Genomic DNA, 17,309 nt, shown 5'->3' on the forward strand with positions numbered 1-17,309 from the left:
TTGTTCACCGCCATGCCCGGACCGCACTCACTGATTCAAAAACTGTACGACTTCGTATACGCCGAACAGGCCGCCAACTGGCAAAAACTTCAAGAGGTATGGGAACGTCCCTTGAAGGACAAGGTGTTACAGGGCTGGACACAGAGCTTCGTTCGACTCGAACGAGGCGATACAGCCAAATTACTGTGGGCCTACCTCGGCGACAACGAATCGCGCTTTCGCGCGGGTGACTTGCTGCGTCTGCATCTGGGCGATGCCCAAGGCCCGCTGCTCTGCCAAGCCATGAAGTTCGAAAAGGAAGAGGACGACCGCTGGCTTCTAAGTTCGGATCAGGCGATGCTGATCTGGGAGAGCTATCAGGAAGGTGTTTGCTACGCGGACCCTGATGGCATGGACCTGACGCCGAAATATATTCAAACCTTGCAGGATGTTGAGAGCGACGTACACGGCAATAACGCGATTCTTCCCTTGCTCGGCGATGCGCCCAATATTGGCTTCCATGACGCAGACCTCGAGTACGCCGAGCAGATCGCGCTCAATGAAGGTTGCAACCAGAAACAAGCCGAGGCCGTGGGTTTTGCCTTCGGTGCTGAACAGGTCGCCTGCATTCAAGGTCCACCCGGTACCGGCAAGACCAGAGCCCTGGCCCTGATAGCTCAGTTGCTGGTCGAGCGCGGCGAACAGGTGTTCGTCACGTCGCATACACACATGGCCATCAACAACGCCCTGAGCAAGATTGCTGCGCGCGATGTGCCGACCCTCAAGGTCGGTGGCCGCCGGGAAGACCTCGACAAACACGTGGATTGGGCAGCCGAACCGGCCAGATGGGAAGGAATGCCCGAGGCAGGCCAAGGTTATGTGATTGGCGCCACGCCTTTTGCAACGTGTTCCTCGTTGTCCAATTACAATTTCGACACGGTGATCTTCGACGAGGCCAGTCAGATCACCGTACCTCTCGCTCTGATGGCAATGCGCAAGGGTAAACGCTTTATTTTCATCGGTGACCAGAAACAACTCCCTCCCGTACTGCTTTCTCGCTCGGTACTGTCGAAAGAATCCATGTCTGTGTTCGCCCGCCTGACGGCTCAGGATGCCGATCACACGGTGATGCTTGAAGAAACCTACCGAATGAATCGCTGGCTGACCCAGTGGCCCAGCCAAATGTATTACGGCGGGCAATTACGCGCTGCCGGCCACAACAGGGACCGTCTCCTGTCACCCATTCATCAGGCAGATGTCAGCGAGGCGCTTGATCCGCAATACTGTGCAGTGTTCATCCCGACGCAGGACACAAAAGCGCGGAACCGCAACCCGGCAGATGCACGCTGCGTCGTCCAGTTATGCCAGCAAGCGCACGACATGGGGCTGCCACTCCATGAAATTGGCATCGTGACGCCCTACCGTGCACAGGGTCGAGCCATTCGTAAGGCGCTGGCCAAACAGTTCGGTAGCGAGGCTGCGAAGACCATAGTGGCGGACACCGTCGAGCGTATGCAGGGTCAGGAGCGGGAGTTGGTGATCCTGTCCCTGTGCAGTGGCGACGAAGCGTTTATCAGCGCAATCGGGACATTTTTCTTTCAGCCCGAGCGCCTCAACGTTTCCATTACGCGCGCCATGACCAAGCTGATCATCATCGGCCCGGAGCTGCAGCACGGGATCATCTGTTCCAGCGTAGCCGCACAGGCCTGGGCCGAGCAATACCGCCAGTTGATCAGCCAATGCCATAAGGTAGATTTCCCACTATGACGCTGTTCATACCCGAATGGCAGCGCAGTAGCGGCTCCCAGCAACAGTGCAAGCGGGTACTCAAGAAACTTGAGGATGACTACGTCGTCCGCAAGTGCCTGACCCAAGACCGCTGGGCACCGGATTTTTTCCTACAGCGCGGTGAGCTTGAGTGGCTGGCGCTGATGGTGTGCGAATTGCCCTACGATACGCTGGACCCGGACCAGCTGTTTTTGACCGCAGAGCAGACAGCATTCAGTCAGATGCTGGAGAAACTGGGAACATTCGAGACCCAGACCGGTATCCCGGCCATGCGCAAAATGGTGGTCATGTGGGGCTGCGACTCAGATCAGAGCAAAATCCTTTGGTCACGGCATTGCGAAGGTCGGGGAATCCGGCTGATGTCGAAGAAGACGTTCCTTGAGTCCGGTGCAGAACAACTGCCCAAGCTGCTCAAAGCGCTGTCCTCGGAAACCCGGCAGACCATTATGGGCCGTTACTTTTCCGAGGCCGAAATAGCCGGGCTCTGCTCAACGCGCCGTCATTTTTCGCGAGACAACAGTGCCCGCACGCTGCGCTACTTTCTGGACCCTCAGCAAGAGTGGGCGAGCAAGCTCGACCTGGACCTTCCGGATGAGCAAACGGAAATGGCGGGTGATTTTTCCGTGCGGCTGATCAATGGCGTAGCAGGCAGCGGCAAAACGCTTATTGCTGCCAGTCGCGCCTATATCCTGGCCAGGAAATTCCCTGACCAGCAGGTGCTCATGCTGATTCACAACGTGCCCGTCGTGAAAGATCTGAAACACCGCCTGCAGCGCGTCTATGGGGAGATCCCCAAGAACCTCACCATCATGACGGCACTGAGCTGGATCTCAAGGCAATGGAGGTCGCTGTTTAAAGAAACATTGAAGATGCCTAAGTTCACTACCGAAGCCATAGGTCTTATTCAGCATTTTCGCGACACGGAATACCGGGAACTGAAACCAGACAATAACCAGTTGCTTGATGAGTTCAACTTTATCAACGACAACGTCGTCATCGATGAGCCTGATTATCTCAAGGTAGAAAGGGCAGGCCAGGGCTTTGCGTTGCGCAAAGAGGAGCGACAACAAGTCTGGGGACTGTACGAACGGGTGACCAAAGCCTTGTTCAATCAGCACGGGCTGCGTTTATGGAGCTCCCTCCCCCGTGATCTGTGCCTGGCCAATCGCCCAGACACGCTGGACGCCTATCAGCACATTCTGGTGGACGAGGCGCAGTTCTTCGCTCCCTCGTGGTTCCAACTGATCAAACTCACCCTGGAAAAAACCGAGGGCACGCTGTTTTTATGCGCTGATCCGAATCAGGGCTTTCTGAAGAGTCGCCTCAGTTGGAAAAGGGTCGGCCTGGATGTGGCGGGCAAGACCAAAAAGCTGCGCAAATCGTATCGCACCACCCAGGCCATACTGAGCGCGGCCAGTCAGATGCTGGCCGGCATTACACAGACCGATCCGGACGAGTATCTACAACCAGACTTCGACGGTATGGAAGCAGGCACACCGCCGCTGTTTGTTAAGTCGCCCTCTCCCCAGGATTCCGTTGTACAGACCTGCAATGAAATTACAGCGCATCGGGACAGCTATGAATTACCGCTGTCGGCGATGTTGCTGCTGTATGGCAAGGGCATAGACAAAGCGCTGTTAATGAAAACGCTGAAGAAGCGTTTCGGCGCTGAGCGAATCTGGGATATGAATGATCCAGACGTCATACCTGGTCATGATGAAACACTGCGAATCGCGACAGTTGAAAGTGCAACCGGGCTGGAAGCTACCGTCGTGTTTCTAGTTGGGCTGGAAAAATTGCTCAGGATTATCGAGCAGAAGGTTGGCATCACGGCGGACGAGCTTGAACAGAATGCTCGCAAGCTCTACATGGCAATGACTCGCGCAGGCCAGCGGCTTGTGCTGGTCTCGTCTACCCCGCTGCCGGAGAAAATTGCCGGGGTGTTTGTCCACACGGGGATGGAATAAAAAACGCCCAGGGTCATTCGGCGAAGAACGGCCCCGGGCGTTTTCCCGATTACTGGGCTTAGAAAGCGCCCATGTAATCGCGCTTGCCCACTTCCACACCGTTATGGCGCAGCAAGGCGTAAGCCGTGGTGACGTGGAAGAAGAACTGCGGCAGGCCGTAGGTCAGCAGGTAGGACTGGCCGCTGAAGCGCTTCTCTTTCGGCGTGCCGGGACGGGTGATGATCTCGATGCCTTCCTTGCCGTCGATCTGCTCTGGCTTGATGGTATCGACAAACGCCAGCACCTTGGCGATCAGCGCCTGCAGGTCGGCGAAGGTAACTTCGGTGTCTTCATATTTCGGCACTTCGATCTCGGCCAGGCGTGCGGAAACGCCCTTGGCGAAGTCGACGGCGATCTGCACCTGGCGCACCAGTTGGAACATGTCCGGGAACAGGCGTGCTTGCAGCAGCGCGTTCGGCTCGATGTTCTTGGCGGTGGCGTGGGCTTCAGCCTTGGTCAACACGCCGCTCAGGGCGGTGAGCATTTGCTTGAAGACCGGGATGGAGGCGGCGTACAGGGAAATAGTCATGGCAGTCTCATGGTTATGGCACGGTTTGAACCAGCGGCGATTATAGACATGCTCGCCGCTTGTCTTTTATTTTTTCGGGATTAGGCTAAGGACCTTCACAGCATAGGGAAAGCGCGATGACCGCCGAGCACGACACCGACACGCCTGAGCCGCGCCTCAACAGCACGGAAATCCGCATCCTGGGCTGCCTGATCGAAAAACAGGCAACCAACCCGGAAACCTACCCCTTGACCCTCAACGCCCTGGTGCTGGCCTGCAACCAGAAAACCAGCCGCGAGCCGGTGATGAACCTCAGTCAGGGCCAGGTCGGCCAGAGCCTGCGTGTGCTCGAAGGCCAAGGCTTTACCCGCTTGGTCATGGGCAGCCGTGCCGACCGCTGGGAGCATCGCGTGGACAAGGCGCTGGAACTGGTGCCGGCCCAGGTGATCCTGACCGGGCTGCTGTTTTTGCGCGGGCCGCAGACCGTCAATGAACTGCTGACCCGCAGCGGGCGCATGCACGACTTCGAAGATGCCGAGCAGGTGGTGCACCAACTGGAGCGCCTGATTGCACGGGGGCTGGCGTTACTGGTGCCGCGTCAGGCGGGGCAGCGGGAAGATCGTTATACCCATGCGCTGGGGGACCCGGCGGATATCGAGGTGATTATCGCGGCACGCGGGAGTCCGGTGGAGCGCGGGGCTGGCAGTGGCGTGTCTGTGGAACGCATCGAAGAACTGGAAGCGCGGATTGCACTGCTGGAAGAGCGGCTGGCCAAATTGGAGCCGCTGTAACGCGGAAAAAATATGGGAGGGAGCCTGCCCCCTCCCACAGTTGATTTTCAGTGCTCTTTAGGTTCGGGCGAATGCCACGGCTTTTTCGAACTGCTCCTGCGTCGGTCGTACCCCGGTGTAAAGCACAAACTGCTCCAACGCCTGGATTGCTATCACTTCCAACCCCGTGATCACTCGCTTGCCCTTGGCGCGCCCGCGCACGATCAGCGGCGTTTCGGAGGGGATCGCCACGACATCGAAAAGGGTGTCGGCCGCGTCGATAGCATTCGCCTCAAATGCCAACGCCTGCGCTTCGGGCCCGCCGGTCATGCCGATGGGCGTGACGTTGATCAGCACCTGCGGGCGCAAGTCCCCCAGTTCGGCTTGCCACTCATAACCCAAATGCTTTGCCAACGCCCGGCCCGCCGTCTCGTTGCGCGCGACGATGACGCCATTGGCGTAACCACCGTCGCGCAAGGCACTGGCCACGGCCTTGGCCATGCCACCGCTGCCATGCAGGGCAAACGTGTAGTCCTTCGGCACCGCGTGCTTTTTCAGCAACTGCTCGATGGCGATGTAGTCGGTGTTGTAGGCCTTGAGGTGCCCATCGGTGTTGACGATGGTGTTCAGGGAATCGATGGCTTGAACCGAATCGTCGAGTTCGTCCACTAAGGCAATGGCGGCCTCCTTGAACGGCATGGACACCCCGCAGCCGCGTACGCCCAGCGCCCGGATACCACCGATCGCGCCGGGCAAATCCTGGCTGCTGAAGGCTTTATAGTAGAAGTTCAGACCCAGCTGTTCGTACAGATGGTTATGAAAACGCAGGCCGAAATTACCAGGGCGCGCCGACAGTGACATGCACAGCCGAGTGTCCTTGTTGGGGTGCATCTGCATGGGTAACTCCTTTGAGTAAGCAAATCGGTACAGACCTTACACAACCTTTACCTAGCGGCTGTGCTGTTTTTCAGAAATACGTTGTCTTAAAAGTATCCCCGCGACATTACTTGAGTCTATTGATTACAGACCACAAGCGCAGGGGCTAACCGAGGAATGACCATGATTCGTACAATCCCCAAGATCGCCTTGCTTGTTGGCGCACTCGCTATGGCAGGCCAAGCCTCCGCCCACGGTGGTGGTTGGGGTGGCCCGGCCGTATTGGGTGCTTTAGTCGGCGCCGCAGTCGTGGGCTCCGTGGTTGCCAGCCAGCCGCGTGAGGTCTATGTGCAGCAGCCGGTGTATGTGCAACCGCAGCCGGTGTATGCCGCTCCGCCGCCGGTCTATTACGCACCCCCACCACCGGTGTATGTGCAACAACAGGTTTACTACCGTCCGGCGCCGGTTTATTACGGCCCACCGCGTGGCTACTACGGCCCTCCCCACGGCTACTACGGCCGCGGCTGGTAATCGACTGATCTGAAACAGGCCTCGCAGGTTGCGGGGCCTTTTTTTGCCTGGATTTTGTCTGGTAAGTCTGGATTTATCGCGCCAAGGTCGTTCCGAGGACAATGCCAGACGCGTATTCGCACATCATCGACATCAATGTCTACTTGCCCGAACGGGCCTCGCGCTGTCATGTTTATGTCACGACATACTTCCACTATCGATTCTGTCCACTCAATAACAACAAGGACGACTGACCATGCCCACGCAAAACCCACACCGCACCGCCGGCCTCTGTACATCCAGCAAGGTCTACAGCGCCCTCACCGAGCTCAAGCACCTGGAAGGCCACCGCAGCGCCAAGTTCCTCGCGCTGCTGGCGGAAAACCTGGTGCGCAAAGGCCTGCTCAGCGAGCAGGAAGTGGTGAACATGCTCGACCAGGTCGTGGACTGACGCCTCGCGTCGATGTCGACTATCGAGCCAGGTGATTTTTCCTCGGCCGCCCAGCCCCGTAAGGTGACCCCCATAGCGATTGGAGGTCCTTATGCCCACTGTTCAGATCATGTCCGTCATCGGCAGCGCCGTCCCCGCCCCACTTCGGGAGCTGGGTTTGCTCGCGTGCTGGTACGTAGTTCGCGATGGCGAGGCCATCAGCGGCCCGCTCACGTCCTTGTCCGCAGCCGAAAAACAGCTGCAACAAGCCTCGACCTTCAGGCTGCATGCCTAGGTTTACGGTAATGGCAATTTGACTCGCGGCTTGCTTTCCACAAACAACGCCCAGCTGGACATGAACAGCGCCGCCACCAGCGGCCCGATGACAAAGCCGTTCAAGCCAAACACCGACAGGCCGCCCAGGGTCGAGATGAGGATCAGGTAGTCCGGCATCTTGGTGTCCTTGCCCACCAGGATCGGGCGCAGCACGTTGTCCACCAGGCCGATCACAAACACGCCAAACAGCGCCAGCACGACGCCCTGCCAGATCGAACCGCTCAACAGGAAGTAAGCGGCCACCGGCCCCCACACAATCCCGGCGCCCACCGCAGGCAGCAACGACAGAAACGCCATCAGCACCGCCCAGAGCAACGCACTGGGGATATCCAGGAACCAGAAGATCAACCCGCCCAACGCGCCCTGGGTCACGGCCACCAGCACGTTGCCCTTGACCGTGGCACGCACCACGCGATTGAACTTGAGTTGCAACCGGCGCTTCTGCGGCTCGGCCAACGGCACCGCCGTGCGCACCTTGCGCACCAGCTCCGGGCCATCGCGCAGCAGGAAGAACAGCAGATACAGCATGATGAAAAAGCTCACCAGGAAATCAAACGTGCCCTGGCCGAAGCTGAACGCCTGGGTCGCAAAGAACTGGCTGCCTTGCATTGCGCTCTTGACGATTTTCTCCCGCAAGCCTTCCAGGTTCCCCATGCCAAAGCGGTCGAGCAGGTGCTGGAAGTACGGCGGCAGCACGTTCTTGAACTGCTCGATATACCCCGCCACGTCCAGCTTGCCGCTTTCCACATTTTTATAAAGCGTCGCGCCCTCTTGCACCAGCAAGGCACTGGTGATGATCACCGGCAGGATCGCGATGATCAGGCAGGCACTCAAGGTCGCCAGGGAGGTGAAGTTGCGGTTCCAGCCAAAGCGCTGCTGCAGGCGACGCTGCATCGGGGCAAAGATGATGCCGAGGATCACCGCCCAGAACACTGCGCCGTAGAACGGCAGCAATATCCAGATGAAGGCGATGGTCACAAGGCCCAGGAGCAACAGCAGGGTTTTGAATTGCAGGTTGGTTTGATTCATGTCCGATCCATGTCAGAAAAGCAGCAGCCCCGTGTAGGCCCCGTTGCTTAGTCCGCAGCGAAACCTGGGAGTGCCCCTGGGTTATCGAACAAGCATAGACCGCCTCACTTGAGGGCTTTAGCTTCGTCCAATAACGCCTGGATCATCTGTTCCTGAACCTCATAACGACCTTCGCCAAAGTGGGTGTAACGCAGTTGCCCGTCGGCGTCGAACAGGTAATGGGCGGGCCAGTACTGGTTGTCGAAGCTGCGCCAGATCGCGTAGTGGTTGTCGACAGCCACCGGGTAAGTGATACCCAGCTTGCGCACCTGGTCCTTGACGTTGCTGAGGATGCGCTCGTAGCCGTATTCCGGGGTGTGCACGCCGATCACCACCAAGCCCTGCTGCCCATACTTCTGCGCCCATTGCTTCACATAGGGCAGCGTGTGCTGGCAGTTGATGCAGTCGTAGGTCCAGAAATCCACCAGCACCACTTTGCCCTTCAAGGATTCGCGCGTGAGTTCGGGTGAGTTGAGCCACTCGACCGCGCCGTACAGCGACGGCATCGCGCCCTGCGCGTTAGCCGGTACCGGATCGGCCTTGACCTTGCTCACCCGGTCATCCACCCCCTTGGGAACCTGTTCCAGCACGCCTTTTTCCAAGCTGCTGACGCCTTCGGACGACGTACCCGCGAGCAGGGTTTTGTCGGCCCCGGTGGACATCACCACCGCCGCCGCCAGTACCGCCACCCCTGCCCCACGGCGCAGCCAGCCGGTGACCGGAATCGAGGCCCTGAGCCGGTTGACCAGGCCGCGTCCCGCAACAATCAAGGTGCCCAGCGACAACGCGCTGCCCAAACCATATGCCACCAGCAACACGCTGGTCTGCGCATTCGCGCCTTGCAGCATCGCACCGGTCAGAATGACGCCCAGGATCGGTCCGGCACACGGCGCCCACAGCAAGCCGGTGGCGACGCCGATCAACAGCGATTTGAGCGCGCCGGACTGTGCACGGTGGTCGGGGTCAATGCGGTTGCCCAACAGCACGAACGGCCGCGCCAACCAGGCGCCAACCCGCGCCGAGATCAACGACAGCGCAAACAGCACCATCACCATCAGCGCCCCTTGGCGGCCGGTATTACTGGCCTGTGCCACCCACTCACTGCTGGTCACCGCCAGGCTGGACACCAGCGCGAAGGTCAGGACCATGCCGCCAAGCGTCAGCAGGATCGAACGGCGGGTTCGGCCAACCCCGACGAACAGAAACGGCACCACCGGCAGGATACAAGGGCTGAGGACGGTCAGGATGCCGCCCAGGAATGCGATCAGTAGCATGATGTTCACCTTATGGCCGCAAGCAATCAGTTATCGCCGATGCAACCGTCGCCGAACTTGAGGTAGTCCAGCACCTGGGTCCTGTCGTGGGAGTCCAGGTAGGTCATGCGCGCATTGACCACGCCGCAGGCTGGCGTGGGATCCTGAGTCATGGACACTACCTGCTTGATGTCCAAGTGAGTGCTGTAGTCGTAGGTGTGCGCAGTGACGCTGGCTTCGGCGCGGGCCGACAAGGTGCAGACATTCAGGGCAGCACACAGGCAGGCGGCGTACATGGCGTTGGTGTTCATGGCGTTAGGCTCCAGGGTTCGATGACGAGAGGCGGTGTGCCTCGCTGGAATCCATTAGAAGGCCCGCAGGTATCGCGTCTGTGTCGAAAACCCGTGCGTGTAAATCCCCACGTATCCACGCCGCCCGTCGATACACAGCGATACAAAAAGCTCAAAGGACGACCTGGATCAATAAACCGCCGCTGCCGCTCGGCTACCTTCGCGACCTTTTGCGACCCGTGCCCATGCCTCCCATCCTCGCCCCCGAACTGCTCGCCCCCGCCGGCACCCTGAAGAATATGCGCTACGCCTTCGCCTATGGCGCCGATGCGGTGTACGCCGGCCAGCCGCGCTACAGCCTGCGGGTACGCAACAACGAGTTCGACCACGCCAACCTGGCCCTCGGCATCCAGGAAGCCCACGCCCTGGGCAAGCGTTTCTACGTGGTGGTCAACATCGCCCCCCACAACGCCAAGTTGAAGACCTTCCTCAAGGACCTGGCCCCGGTGATCGCCATGGGCCCGGATGCACTGATCATGTCCGATCCGGGGCTGATCATGCTGGTGCGCCGCCACTTCCCGCAGATGCCTATCCACTTGTCGGTGCAGGCCAATACGGTCAACTGGGCGAGCGTGGAGTTCTGGCAGCAGCAAGGGATCTGCCGGGTGATCCTGTCACGGGAATTGTCCCTGGAAGAAATCGACGAGATTCGCCAGCAAGTACCGGCCATGGAGCTGGAAGTGTTTGTACACGGCGCCCTGTGCATGGCTTATTCCGGGCGCTGCCTGCTCTCGGGCTATATGAACAAGCGCGATGCCAACCAGGGCACCTGCACCAACGCCTGTCGCTGGAAGTACCAGGCGACCCCGGCGGTGGAAAACGCCACGGGCGATATCGTCCAGGAATGTCAGCCCACGCTGGGCATAGGCGCGCCCACCGACCACGTCTTCCTGCTGCAAGAAGCCAACCGCCCTGATGAACAGATGCCCGCCTTCGAAGACGAGCACGGCACCTACATCATGAACGCCAAGGACCTGCGCGCCGTGCAGCATGTGGAGCGCCTGACCCACATGGGCGTGCATTCGCTGAAGATCGAGGGCCGCACCAAATCGCACTTCTACTGCGCGCGCACCACCCAGGTGTATCGCCAGGCGATCGACGATGCGGTAGCCGGTCGCGCTTTCGACCGCCACCTGATGACCGACCTCGAATCCCTGGCCCAGCGCGGCTACACCGAAGGCTTCCTGCGCCGCCATGTGCACGACGAATACCAGAACTACCAGAACGGCAGTTCGGTGTCGGAGCGCCAGCAATTCGTCGGGGAGCTGACCGGCGAGCGTCGGGGCGAGTTGGCCGAGGTCAAGGTGAAGAACCGTTTTGCCGTGGGCAATCATCTGGAATTGATGACGCCCGCCGGGAACTTTCACTTTGACCTGGCCACCTTGCACACCATCAAGGGCGAGGCCATCGACGTGGCGCCGGGGGATGGGCACACGGTGTATGTGCCGCTTCCGGCCGAGATGGACGTGCGCTTTGGTTTGCTGATGCGCGACGTCTAACGGGTCGCCACGCAGAACCGGTGGATCGCCGCGCAGGCTTGGCGCAACGAACCCTCATCCAAGGCGTAGGCGATCCGCAGGTACGGCGCCAGGCAGTTGCAGGAAATCCAGTGCATCGGAAACCGTGTGGGTATCGAGTTCAGCCAGGCGTTGAAGCGGGTCGGTAAGGTCGGCAAGTGACATGAGATGAGCCCCTGTTGTGGTAAGGGCTCACGTCTCACTGAGGGGCGGTGATAGGTATATTCGTATTAACGTTAGGCCAACATACGCTGAAGCTATGGCTGATCAGATCCTGAACTGGCCGACCAGTTGCCCCAAACGCTGACCCAGATCCGCCAGGCTGCGCGAGGTCTGGGCACCCAGTTGGGTCTCATCGGCGACGCTGTCCACCGCCACGGCGATCTGATGCACGCTGCGATTGATCTCTTCGGCCACGGCGGTCTGCTCTTCGGCGGCGCTGGCGATCTGCGCGTTCATCGAATTGATGGTGCCGATCAACTGCGCCATGGTGTCCAGGGACGCCCCGGCTTCGTTGGCCTTGGCCGAGGTGCCGTCGCCAGCATCGCTGGAGCGGCGCATGGCGTCCACGGCGGCTTCGGTGCCTTTTTGCAGGCGGTCGATCATGCCCTGGATTTCCTGGGTGCTGGTCTGCGTGCGGCTGGCCAGCGCGCGCACTTCATCCGCCACCACCGCAAAACCACGCCCGGCCTCCCCTGCCCGTGCGGCCTCGATCGCGGCGTTGAGCGCCAGCAGGTTGGTCTGTTCAGCAATAGAGCGGATCACGCTGAGCACACTGACGATGGAGGACACGTCCTGTTGCAAGCTGTCGAGGGACACGCCGCTGCTGCGGATGTCGTTCACCAGCGCATGGATCTGCGCGATGCTGCCGTCTACCACGCGCTTGGCGGCCTGGCCTTCGGCATCGGTTTGCTGGGCGGCCACCGAAGCGCCTTGGGCGCTGCGCGCCACTTCTTGCGCGGCGGACGACATCTGGTTGATCGCGGTGGCGACTTGGTCGGTCTCGTGGCGCTGGCGCTCCATGGCCTGCTCGGAGCGCTGGGCCTGATCGGAGACCTGGCTGACCAGGCCGGTGAGTTGGGTGGTCATCTCGGTGATCTGGCGCACCAGGCCGTGGATCTTGTCGACAAAACGGTTGAACGCGCCCGCCAGATCGCCCAGCTCGTCCTGGCTGGTGATGGCCAGGCGGCGGGTCAGGTCGCCCTCCCCGGCGGCGATATCGTCGAGGTTGGCTTTCATCAGGTGCAGCGGGCGCAGGATGGTATTGGCCATGACCATACCGACGGCCGCGATCACCAACAGCACCACCACGGCCACGCCGAGAATGCTCAGCAGCACGCCTTCCATGCGTTTCTCAACCTTGGCTTCGACCACGGCGACCTGGGCCTCGATGCCATCCAGGTTCACCGACGTACCAATGACCATGTCCCATTTGGGCAGGTATTCGGTGTAGCCCATCTTCGGCACCAGTTCGGTCTGCCCCGGCTGGGTCGAGCTGTATTGCAGGTAGTGGGTGCCGTCCTTGCCGACCTTGACCAAGTCACGGTTGACGTAAACGCCATTGGGGTCGCGGTTGTCCTTGAAGCTCTTGCCGACGCCGTCGGGGCTGTTGCCCTTGAACAGGCGAATGGTCTCGGAGTCGTAGCCGAAGAAGTAGCCATCTTTGCCGTAGCGGGTGTTGGACAGCAGCTTGACCACCTCGGTACGCGCGGCGGTATCACCGGGGGCCGCCGCGTCGTAGAGCGGTTTGATGGTGGTCATGGCCACTTCGACATAACTTTGCAGAGTGGCCTTGGCATCGTTGAGCAGGCGCTGGCGGGTTTCCTCCACCTCGTTGCGCGCCTGACCCTGCAGGATCCAGACGGTGGTCAGGCTGATGACCACGGCGAACAGCAACACCGGCACTACGGCGAGTGAAAGGACTTTGGCCTTGAGGCTCAGACGCATGGCTTTTCTCTCTTATTAGGCGACTTCAAAAGCTATCGGCCGCACAAGAGATATCTGTAGTGAGCGGGCTTGCCCCGCGCTGGGGGGCGAAGCCGCCCCAAACCAGGCACTGATGTCTCCCTGAGAAAATGGGATGGATCTATTTGGGGCGGCTTCGCCCCCCAGCGCGGGCGGTGCGACGATTCGACAAGCCCGCTCACTACAAGTCAGAAGATCAAAGGGTCATTGCCGCCAGCCAGCCGAACGCCAGCAACGGGAGGTTGTAGTGCAGGAACGTCGGCACCACGGTGTCCCAGATGTGGTGGTGCTGGCCGTCGATGTTCAGGCCGGAGGTGGGGCCGAGGGTGGAGTCCGAGGCCGGTGAGCCGGCGTCGCCCAAGGCACCCGCCGTGCCGACGATGCACACGATGGCCACCGGGCTGAAGCCCAGTTGCACGCACAGCGGCACAAAAATCGCCGCCAGGATCGGCACCGTGGAAAACGACGAACCGATGCCCATGGTCACCAGCAAACCCACCAGCAACATCAGCAGCGCGCCCACCCCACGGCTATGGCCGATGAACGCCGCCGAGGTTTCCACCAGCGAACGCACGTCACCGGTGGCCTTGAGCACTTCGGCGAAGCCCGACGAGGCAATCATGATGAAGCCGATCATCGCCATCATCTTCATGCCTTCGGTGAACAGGTCGTCGGTGTCGCGCCAGCGCACGATGCCCGACACCGAGAAGATCAAAAACCCGGCCAGGGCGCCGATGATCATCGAGTCCAGCCACAGTTGGATGATGAACGCCGAGGCAATCGCCACGCCGGCCACCAGCAGGGTCAGCGGGTTGTATTGCACCGCGACCTGTTCGACCCGCTCGATTTTCTCCAGGTCGTACACGCGCTTTTTGCGGTAGCTGACAAACACCGCCACCAGCAGGCCAACCACCATGCCCAGCGCCGGCAGGCTCATGGCGTGAGTGACGTTGACTTGGCTGATATCCACCCCGCTCTTGGCCACGTTGGCCAGCAGGATCTGGTTGAGGAAGATATTGCCGAAACCTACCGGCAGGAACATGTAGGGCGTGATCAGGCCGAAGGTCATCACACAGGCGATCAGGCGGCGGTCCAGTTGCAACTTGGTCAGCACGTAGAGCAGCGGCGGCACCAACAGCGGGATGAACGCGATATGGATCGGCAGGATGTTCTGCGAGGCAATCGCCACCACCCACAGGAGGCCAATCAACAGCCATTTGACGTGACTGCCGCCGGTGGCTTCCTGGCGGTCGACCAGCAGCAGCGCCTTGTCGGCCAGGGCGTGGGCCAGGCCGGATTTGGCAATCGCTACGGCGAAAGCGCCGAGCAAGGCGTAGGACAACGCCACAGTTGCACCACCGCCCAAGCCGCCATTGAAGGCTTTGAGCGTGGCGTCGATACCCAGGCCACCGGTAAGGCCACCGACCAGGGCACCGACGATGATGGCGATGACCACATGCACGCGGGACAGGCTGAGCACCAGCATGGTGCCGACCGCGGCAATGACTGCGTTAATCATGGTTACCTCAAGCAGAAACATAAAAAACAGGCATGCCCGCGCCCAGGCAGCCATCGGATGGCAGCCAGCGTGCAGGCTTGAAGGAGGTCTTATTAGAGGGCGCGCACTTTGCAGCAGGTGGGCCCGCATGTCAAAAAACCTGTGGTGAGGATGACTGTTTTAATAAAGAAACCTCTGAAACCGCCGATACAGAGCCTCTGTTTGTATTTTAGGTTAAGGATTTCCGATGTCGCTTAGGCAGCTCTCTATTCAATGGAAAATCACCCTGCTCGCCGGCCTGTGCCTGCTGGGGATCGTGACCCTGCTGGTGGGTCTTTCGTTGTATCGCATGGCGCAGAGCTCTCAGCAGGTCAAAGCCTCCAGCATGCAGATGCTGGATGAAGCCGCCCAGGCGCGCATCGAGGCGCAGGGTGAAGTGCAAGCGTTGGGCATTCGTCGCCAATTCATGGACGCCTACCAATACGGCCACGGTTTTTCCCGCCAGGTGCTGTTTTTGCGTGAGCAGGCTGAAAAGCGCTTCCTCGACGCCTTCGACACCCGTGAAGACCTGACCCGCCAAGTCAAGGCCGCCCTGCAGGCCAACCCGGACTTGCTCGGTTTATCCCTGGTGTTCGAAGCCAACGCCCTGGACGGCAAGGATGAGTTATTCGCCGGCCAGGCCGAACTGGGCAGTAATGACAAGGGCCGCTTCGCCCTGTACTGGTCGCAACCGACGCCGGGCAAGCTGACCTCGATGGCGTTGCCGGAAAGCGACATGTCCAATACCCAGCTCAGCCCCAGCGGCGAGAAGGCCAACGCCTGGTTCACCTGCCCGCGTACGACCCTCAAACCCTGCGTGATCGAGCCCTACTTCTACAAGATCGATGGGCAAAACGTGCTGATGACCAGCATCGTCTTCCCGCTGATGGTCAATGGCAACGTCATCGCTTCGTTGTCGGTGGACATCAACCTCAACAGCCTGCAGGCCGTGAGCCAACAGGCCAGCCAGAAGTTGTATGACGGTCAGACCCAAGTCAGCATCCTCAGCCCCACCGGCTTGCTCGCCGGCTACAGTCCGGACGCGAGCAAACTCAGCCAGCGCCTGGACCAGGTCGACACCACCAACGGTGCGCAGTTGATCAGCGCCCTGGCCGGCAGTACACAGATCCGCAGCCTGCGCAGCGACCATCAGCTCAAGGTACTGGCACCGTTTGCGCCGATTCCGGAGGGCAAACCGTGGGGCGTGTTGCTGGACGTGCCAGAGAACGTCCTGGTGGCCCCCGCCGAAGCGCTGAAAGCCCAACTGGATGCCGACAATGCCAAGGGCACCCTGCTGGAACTGAGCCTGGGCCTGATTGCAGCCGTGGTCGGCCTGATCCTGGTGTGGCTGATGGCGCGCAGTGTGACCCGGCCGATCCTCGGCGTGGCACACATGCTCGAAGACATCGCCAGCGGCGAAGGCGACCTGACTCGCCGCCTGGCCTACGACAAACAGGATGAGCTGGGCCAACTGGCCGGCTGGTTCAACCGTTTCCTCGACAAGCTGCAACCGATCATCGCCGAGGTGAAACGCTCGGTGCAGGACGCCCGTGGCACCGCCGACCAGTCCGCCGCCATTGCCACGCAAACCAGCGCCGGCATGGAACAGCAGTACCGCCAGGTCGATCAGGTGGCCACCGCCTCCCACGAAATGAGCGCCACCGCCCAGGACGTGGCGCGCAGCGCGGCGCAGGCGGCGCAAGCGGCCCGCGAAGCCGACCAGGCGACCCGCGACGGCCTGACCGTGATCGACCGCACCACCGCCAACATCGGCCACCTGGCGGCGGACATGAGCACCGCCATGGCCCAAGTCGAAGGCCTGGCCGCCAATAGCGAGAAGATCGATTCGGTGCTGGAAGTGATTCGCGGCATCGCCGAGCAGACCAACCTGCTGGCCCTCAACGCCGCCATCGAAGCCGCCCGCGCCGGTGAGGCCGGCCGTGGCTTTGCGGTGGTGGCCGACGAAGTGCGCAACTTGGCGCAACGCACCCAGGAATCGGTGGAAGAAACCCGCCTGGTGATCGAGCAGTTGCAAAGCGGCACCGTCGATGTCGTCGGCGCCATGGGTAACAGCTATCGCCAGGCCCAGGGCAGCGTCGAACAAGTCGGCGAGGCCGTGACTGCCCTGCGTCAGATTGGCGATGCGGTCACAGTGATCAGCGACATGAACCTGCAAATCGCCAGCGCCGCCGAAGAACAAAGCGCAGTGGCCGAGGAGATCAACAGCAATGTGGCAACCATTCGCGATGTGACCGAGTCGCTGTCGGAGCAGGCGAATGAGTCGGCCAGGGTGAGCCAAGCATTGAACAGCCTGGCGAATCAACAACAGGGGTTGATGGATCAGTTCCGCGTCTGAGCGACTGCACGCCACCTGAACTGACGCAGATCAACAGTGGGAGGGGGCTTGCTCCCGATA

Annotated in this window: 14 protein-coding genes and 3 pseudogenes; 9 read left to right on the top strand and 8 right to left on the bottom strand. The window is 60.5% G+C overall.

From position 1 onward, the window contains the following. Positions 1–12 precede the first annotated feature (12 nt). Together K7431_RS19310 and K7431_RS19315 are read left to right on the top strand one after the other, a co-directional pair. Positions 13–1,746 carry a DEAD/DEAH box helicase gene (locus tag K7431_RS19310; RefSeq protein ID WP_012723377.1) on the top strand — a complete coding sequence of 578 codons (1,734 nt, stop codon included), beginning with the start codon at positions 13–15 and terminating at the stop codon, positions 1,744–1,746. Continuing rightward, positions 1,743–3,734, top strand: coding sequence for a UvrD-helicase domain-containing protein (locus tag K7431_RS19315; protein ID WP_012723376.1), 1,992 nt, complete (start codon positions 1,743–1,745; stop codon positions 3,732–3,734). The genes K7431_RS19310 and K7431_RS19315 overlap by 4 nt, the downstream gene beginning before the upstream one ends. A 58-nt stretch (positions 3,735–3,792) precedes the next feature. Here K7431_RS19315 and K7431_RS19320 read toward each other — a convergent pair whose 3' ends face one another. Further along, complete coding sequence (locus tag K7431_RS19320) at positions 3,793–4,302, bottom strand: DUF1993 domain-containing protein (protein ID WP_010211342.1); 510 nt, start codon at positions 4,300–4,302, stop codon at positions 3,793–3,795. A gap of 116 nt (positions 4,303–4,418) precedes the next feature. Here K7431_RS19320 and K7431_RS19325 point away from each other — a divergent pair, with 116 nt between their 5' ends. Then, the gene (locus K7431_RS19325) at positions 4,419–5,072 is read left to right on the top strand and encodes a YceH family protein (protein ID WP_012723375.1); all 654 of its coding nucleotides are present in this window, start codon (positions 4,419–4,421) and stop codon (positions 5,070–5,072) included. A gap of 57 nt (positions 5,073–5,129) precedes the next feature. Here K7431_RS19325 and K7431_RS19330 read toward each other — a convergent pair whose 3' ends face one another. Further along, positions 5,130–5,948 (bottom strand): shikimate 5-dehydrogenase, encoded by an 819-nt coding sequence (locus K7431_RS19330; RefSeq protein WP_012723374.1) that lies wholly within the window; start codon positions 5,946–5,948, stop codon positions 5,130–5,132. A gap of 156 nt (positions 5,949–6,104) precedes the next feature. Between K7431_RS19330 and K7431_RS19335 the strand changes: the two genes are divergently transcribed. The 3 genes from K7431_RS19335 to K7431_RS19345 all read left to right on the top strand — a co-directional run bounded on the left by K7431_RS19335 (position 6,105) and on the right by K7431_RS19345 (position 7,162). Continuing rightward, positions 6,105–6,458 carry a hypothetical protein gene (locus tag K7431_RS19335; protein ID WP_012723373.1) on the top strand — a complete coding sequence of 118 codons (354 nt, stop codon included), beginning with the start codon at positions 6,105–6,107 and terminating at the stop codon, positions 6,456–6,458. A gap of 235 nt (positions 6,459–6,693) precedes the next feature. After that, entirely contained in the window at positions 6,694–6,888 is a 195-nt protein-coding gene (locus K7431_RS19340) for a hypothetical protein (protein ID WP_010211349.1), read from the top strand. A 91-nt stretch (positions 6,889–6,979) separates the two neighbouring features. Continuing rightward, a complete protein-coding gene (locus tag K7431_RS19345; protein WP_012723371.1) occupies positions 6,980–7,162 on the top strand; it encodes a hypothetical protein in 183 nt (60 codons plus the stop codon). 2 nt (positions 7,163–7,164) lie between these two features. On the opposite strand, the gene K7431_RS19350 is transcribed toward K7431_RS19345, so the two are convergent. The 3 genes from K7431_RS19350 to K7431_RS19360 all read right to left on the bottom strand — a co-directional run bounded on the left by K7431_RS19350 (position 7,165) and on the right by K7431_RS19360 (position 9,835). Beyond that, positions 7,165–8,232 carry an AI-2E family transporter gene (locus tag K7431_RS19350; protein ID WP_012723370.1) on the bottom strand — a complete coding sequence of 356 codons (1,068 nt, stop codon included), beginning with the start codon at positions 8,230–8,232 and terminating at the stop codon, positions 7,165–7,167. A 104-nt stretch (positions 8,233–8,336) separates the two neighbouring features. Then, entirely contained in the window at positions 8,337–9,545 is a 1,209-nt protein-coding gene (locus K7431_RS19355; RefSeq protein WP_043205129.1) for a cytochrome c biogenesis protein DipZ, read from the bottom strand. Between the two features lie 26 nt (positions 9,546–9,571). After that, complete coding sequence (locus tag K7431_RS19360; RefSeq protein WP_012723368.1) at positions 9,572–9,835, bottom strand: DUF2790 domain-containing protein; 264 nt, start codon at positions 9,833–9,835, stop codon at positions 9,572–9,574. A gap of 224 nt (positions 9,836–10,059) precedes the next feature. Here K7431_RS19360 and trhP point away from each other — a divergent pair, with 224 nt between their 5' ends. Next, complete coding sequence (trhP, locus tag K7431_RS19365; RefSeq protein ID WP_012723367.1) at positions 10,060–11,373, top strand: prephenate-dependent tRNA uridine(34) hydroxylase TrhP; 1,314 nt, start codon at positions 10,060–10,062, stop codon at positions 11,371–11,373. A 285-nt stretch (positions 11,374–11,658) separates the two neighbouring features. Here the strand turns inward: trhP and K7431_RS31245 are convergent, their stop codons facing one another. From K7431_RS31245 to K7431_RS19375, 3 genes and pseudogenes are all read right to left on the bottom strand, one after another. After that, positions 11,659–12,480 (bottom strand): methyl-accepting chemotaxis protein, encoded by an 822-nt coding sequence (locus K7431_RS31245; protein ID WP_370636135.1) that lies wholly within the window; start codon positions 12,478–12,480, stop codon positions 11,659–11,661. A 36-nt stretch (positions 12,481–12,516) separates the two neighbouring features. Then, positions 12,517–13,338 (bottom strand): annotated as a pseudogene (locus K7431_RS31250) (cache domain-containing protein); the annotation flags it as partial. Positions 13,339–13,552: 214 nt separating this feature from the next. Next, positions 13,553–14,872, bottom strand: coding sequence for a Na+/H+ antiporter family protein (locus K7431_RS19375; RefSeq protein ID WP_162471077.1), 1,320 nt, complete (start codon positions 14,870–14,872; stop codon positions 13,553–13,555). 448 nt (positions 14,873–15,320) lie between these two features. On the opposite strand from K7431_RS19375, the pseudogene K7431_RS31445 reads away from it, so the two are divergent. Beyond that, positions 15,321–16,391, top strand: a pseudogene (locus K7431_RS31445) (HAMP domain-containing protein); the annotation flags it as partial. A gap of 342 nt (positions 16,392–16,733) precedes the next feature. Continuing rightward, positions 16,734–17,249, top strand: a pseudogene (locus K7431_RS31260) (methyl-accepting chemotaxis protein); the annotation flags it as partial. Positions 17,250–17,309: the final 60 nt, after the last annotated feature.

It is taken from the genome of Pseudomonas fluorescens group sp. (assembly GCF_020093335.1).
GTDB classification, from domain to species: domain Bacteria; phylum Pseudomonadota; class Gammaproteobacteria; order Pseudomonadales; family Pseudomonadaceae; genus Aquipseudomonas; species Aquipseudomonas petroselini.

Excerpts from the sequence above, each read along its gene's own strand:
- K7431_RS19310 (WP_012723377.1), top strand. The coding sequence starts at position 13 with ATGCCCGGACCGCACTCACTGATTCAAAAACTGTACGACTTCGTATAC.
- K7431_RS19315 (WP_012723376.1), top strand. The coding sequence starts at position 1,743 with ATGACGCTGTTCATACCCGAATGGCAGCGCAGTAGCGGCTCCCAGCAA.
- K7431_RS19320 (WP_010211342.1), bottom strand. The coding sequence starts at position 4,302 with ATGACTATTTCCCTGTACGCCGCCTCCATCCCGGTCTTCAAGCAAATG.
- K7431_RS19325 (WP_012723375.1), top strand. The coding sequence starts at position 4,419 with ATGACCGCCGAGCACGACACCGACACGCCTGAGCCGCGCCTCAACAGC.
- K7431_RS19330 (WP_012723374.1), bottom strand. The coding sequence starts at position 5,948 with ATGCAGATGCACCCCAACAAGGACACTCGGCTGTGCATGTCACTGTCG.
- K7431_RS19335 (WP_012723373.1), top strand. The coding sequence starts at position 6,105 with ATGACCATGATTCGTACAATCCCCAAGATCGCCTTGCTTGTTGGCGCA.
- K7431_RS19340 (WP_010211349.1), top strand. The coding sequence starts at position 6,694 with ATGCCCACGCAAAACCCACACCGCACCGCCGGCCTCTGTACATCCAGC.
- K7431_RS19345 (WP_012723371.1), top strand. The coding sequence starts at position 6,980 with ATGCCCACTGTTCAGATCATGTCCGTCATCGGCAGCGCCGTCCCCGCC.
- K7431_RS19350 (WP_012723370.1), bottom strand. The coding sequence starts at position 8,232 with ATGAATCAAACCAACCTGCAATTCAAAACCCTGCTGTTGCTCCTGGGC.
- K7431_RS19355 (WP_043205129.1), bottom strand. The coding sequence starts at position 9,545 with ATGCTACTGATCGCATTCCTGGGCGGCATCCTGACCGTCCTCAGCCCT.
- K7431_RS19360 (WP_012723368.1), bottom strand. The coding sequence starts at position 9,835 with ATGAACACCAACGCCATGTACGCCGCCTGCCTGTGTGCTGCCCTGAAT.
- trhP (WP_012723367.1), top strand. The coding sequence starts at position 10,060 with ATGCCTCCCATCCTCGCCCCCGAACTGCTCGCCCCCGCCGGCACCCTG.
- K7431_RS31245 (WP_370636135.1), bottom strand. The coding sequence starts at position 12,480 with ATGACCACCCAACTCACCGGCCTGGTCAGCCAGGTCTCCGATCAGGCC.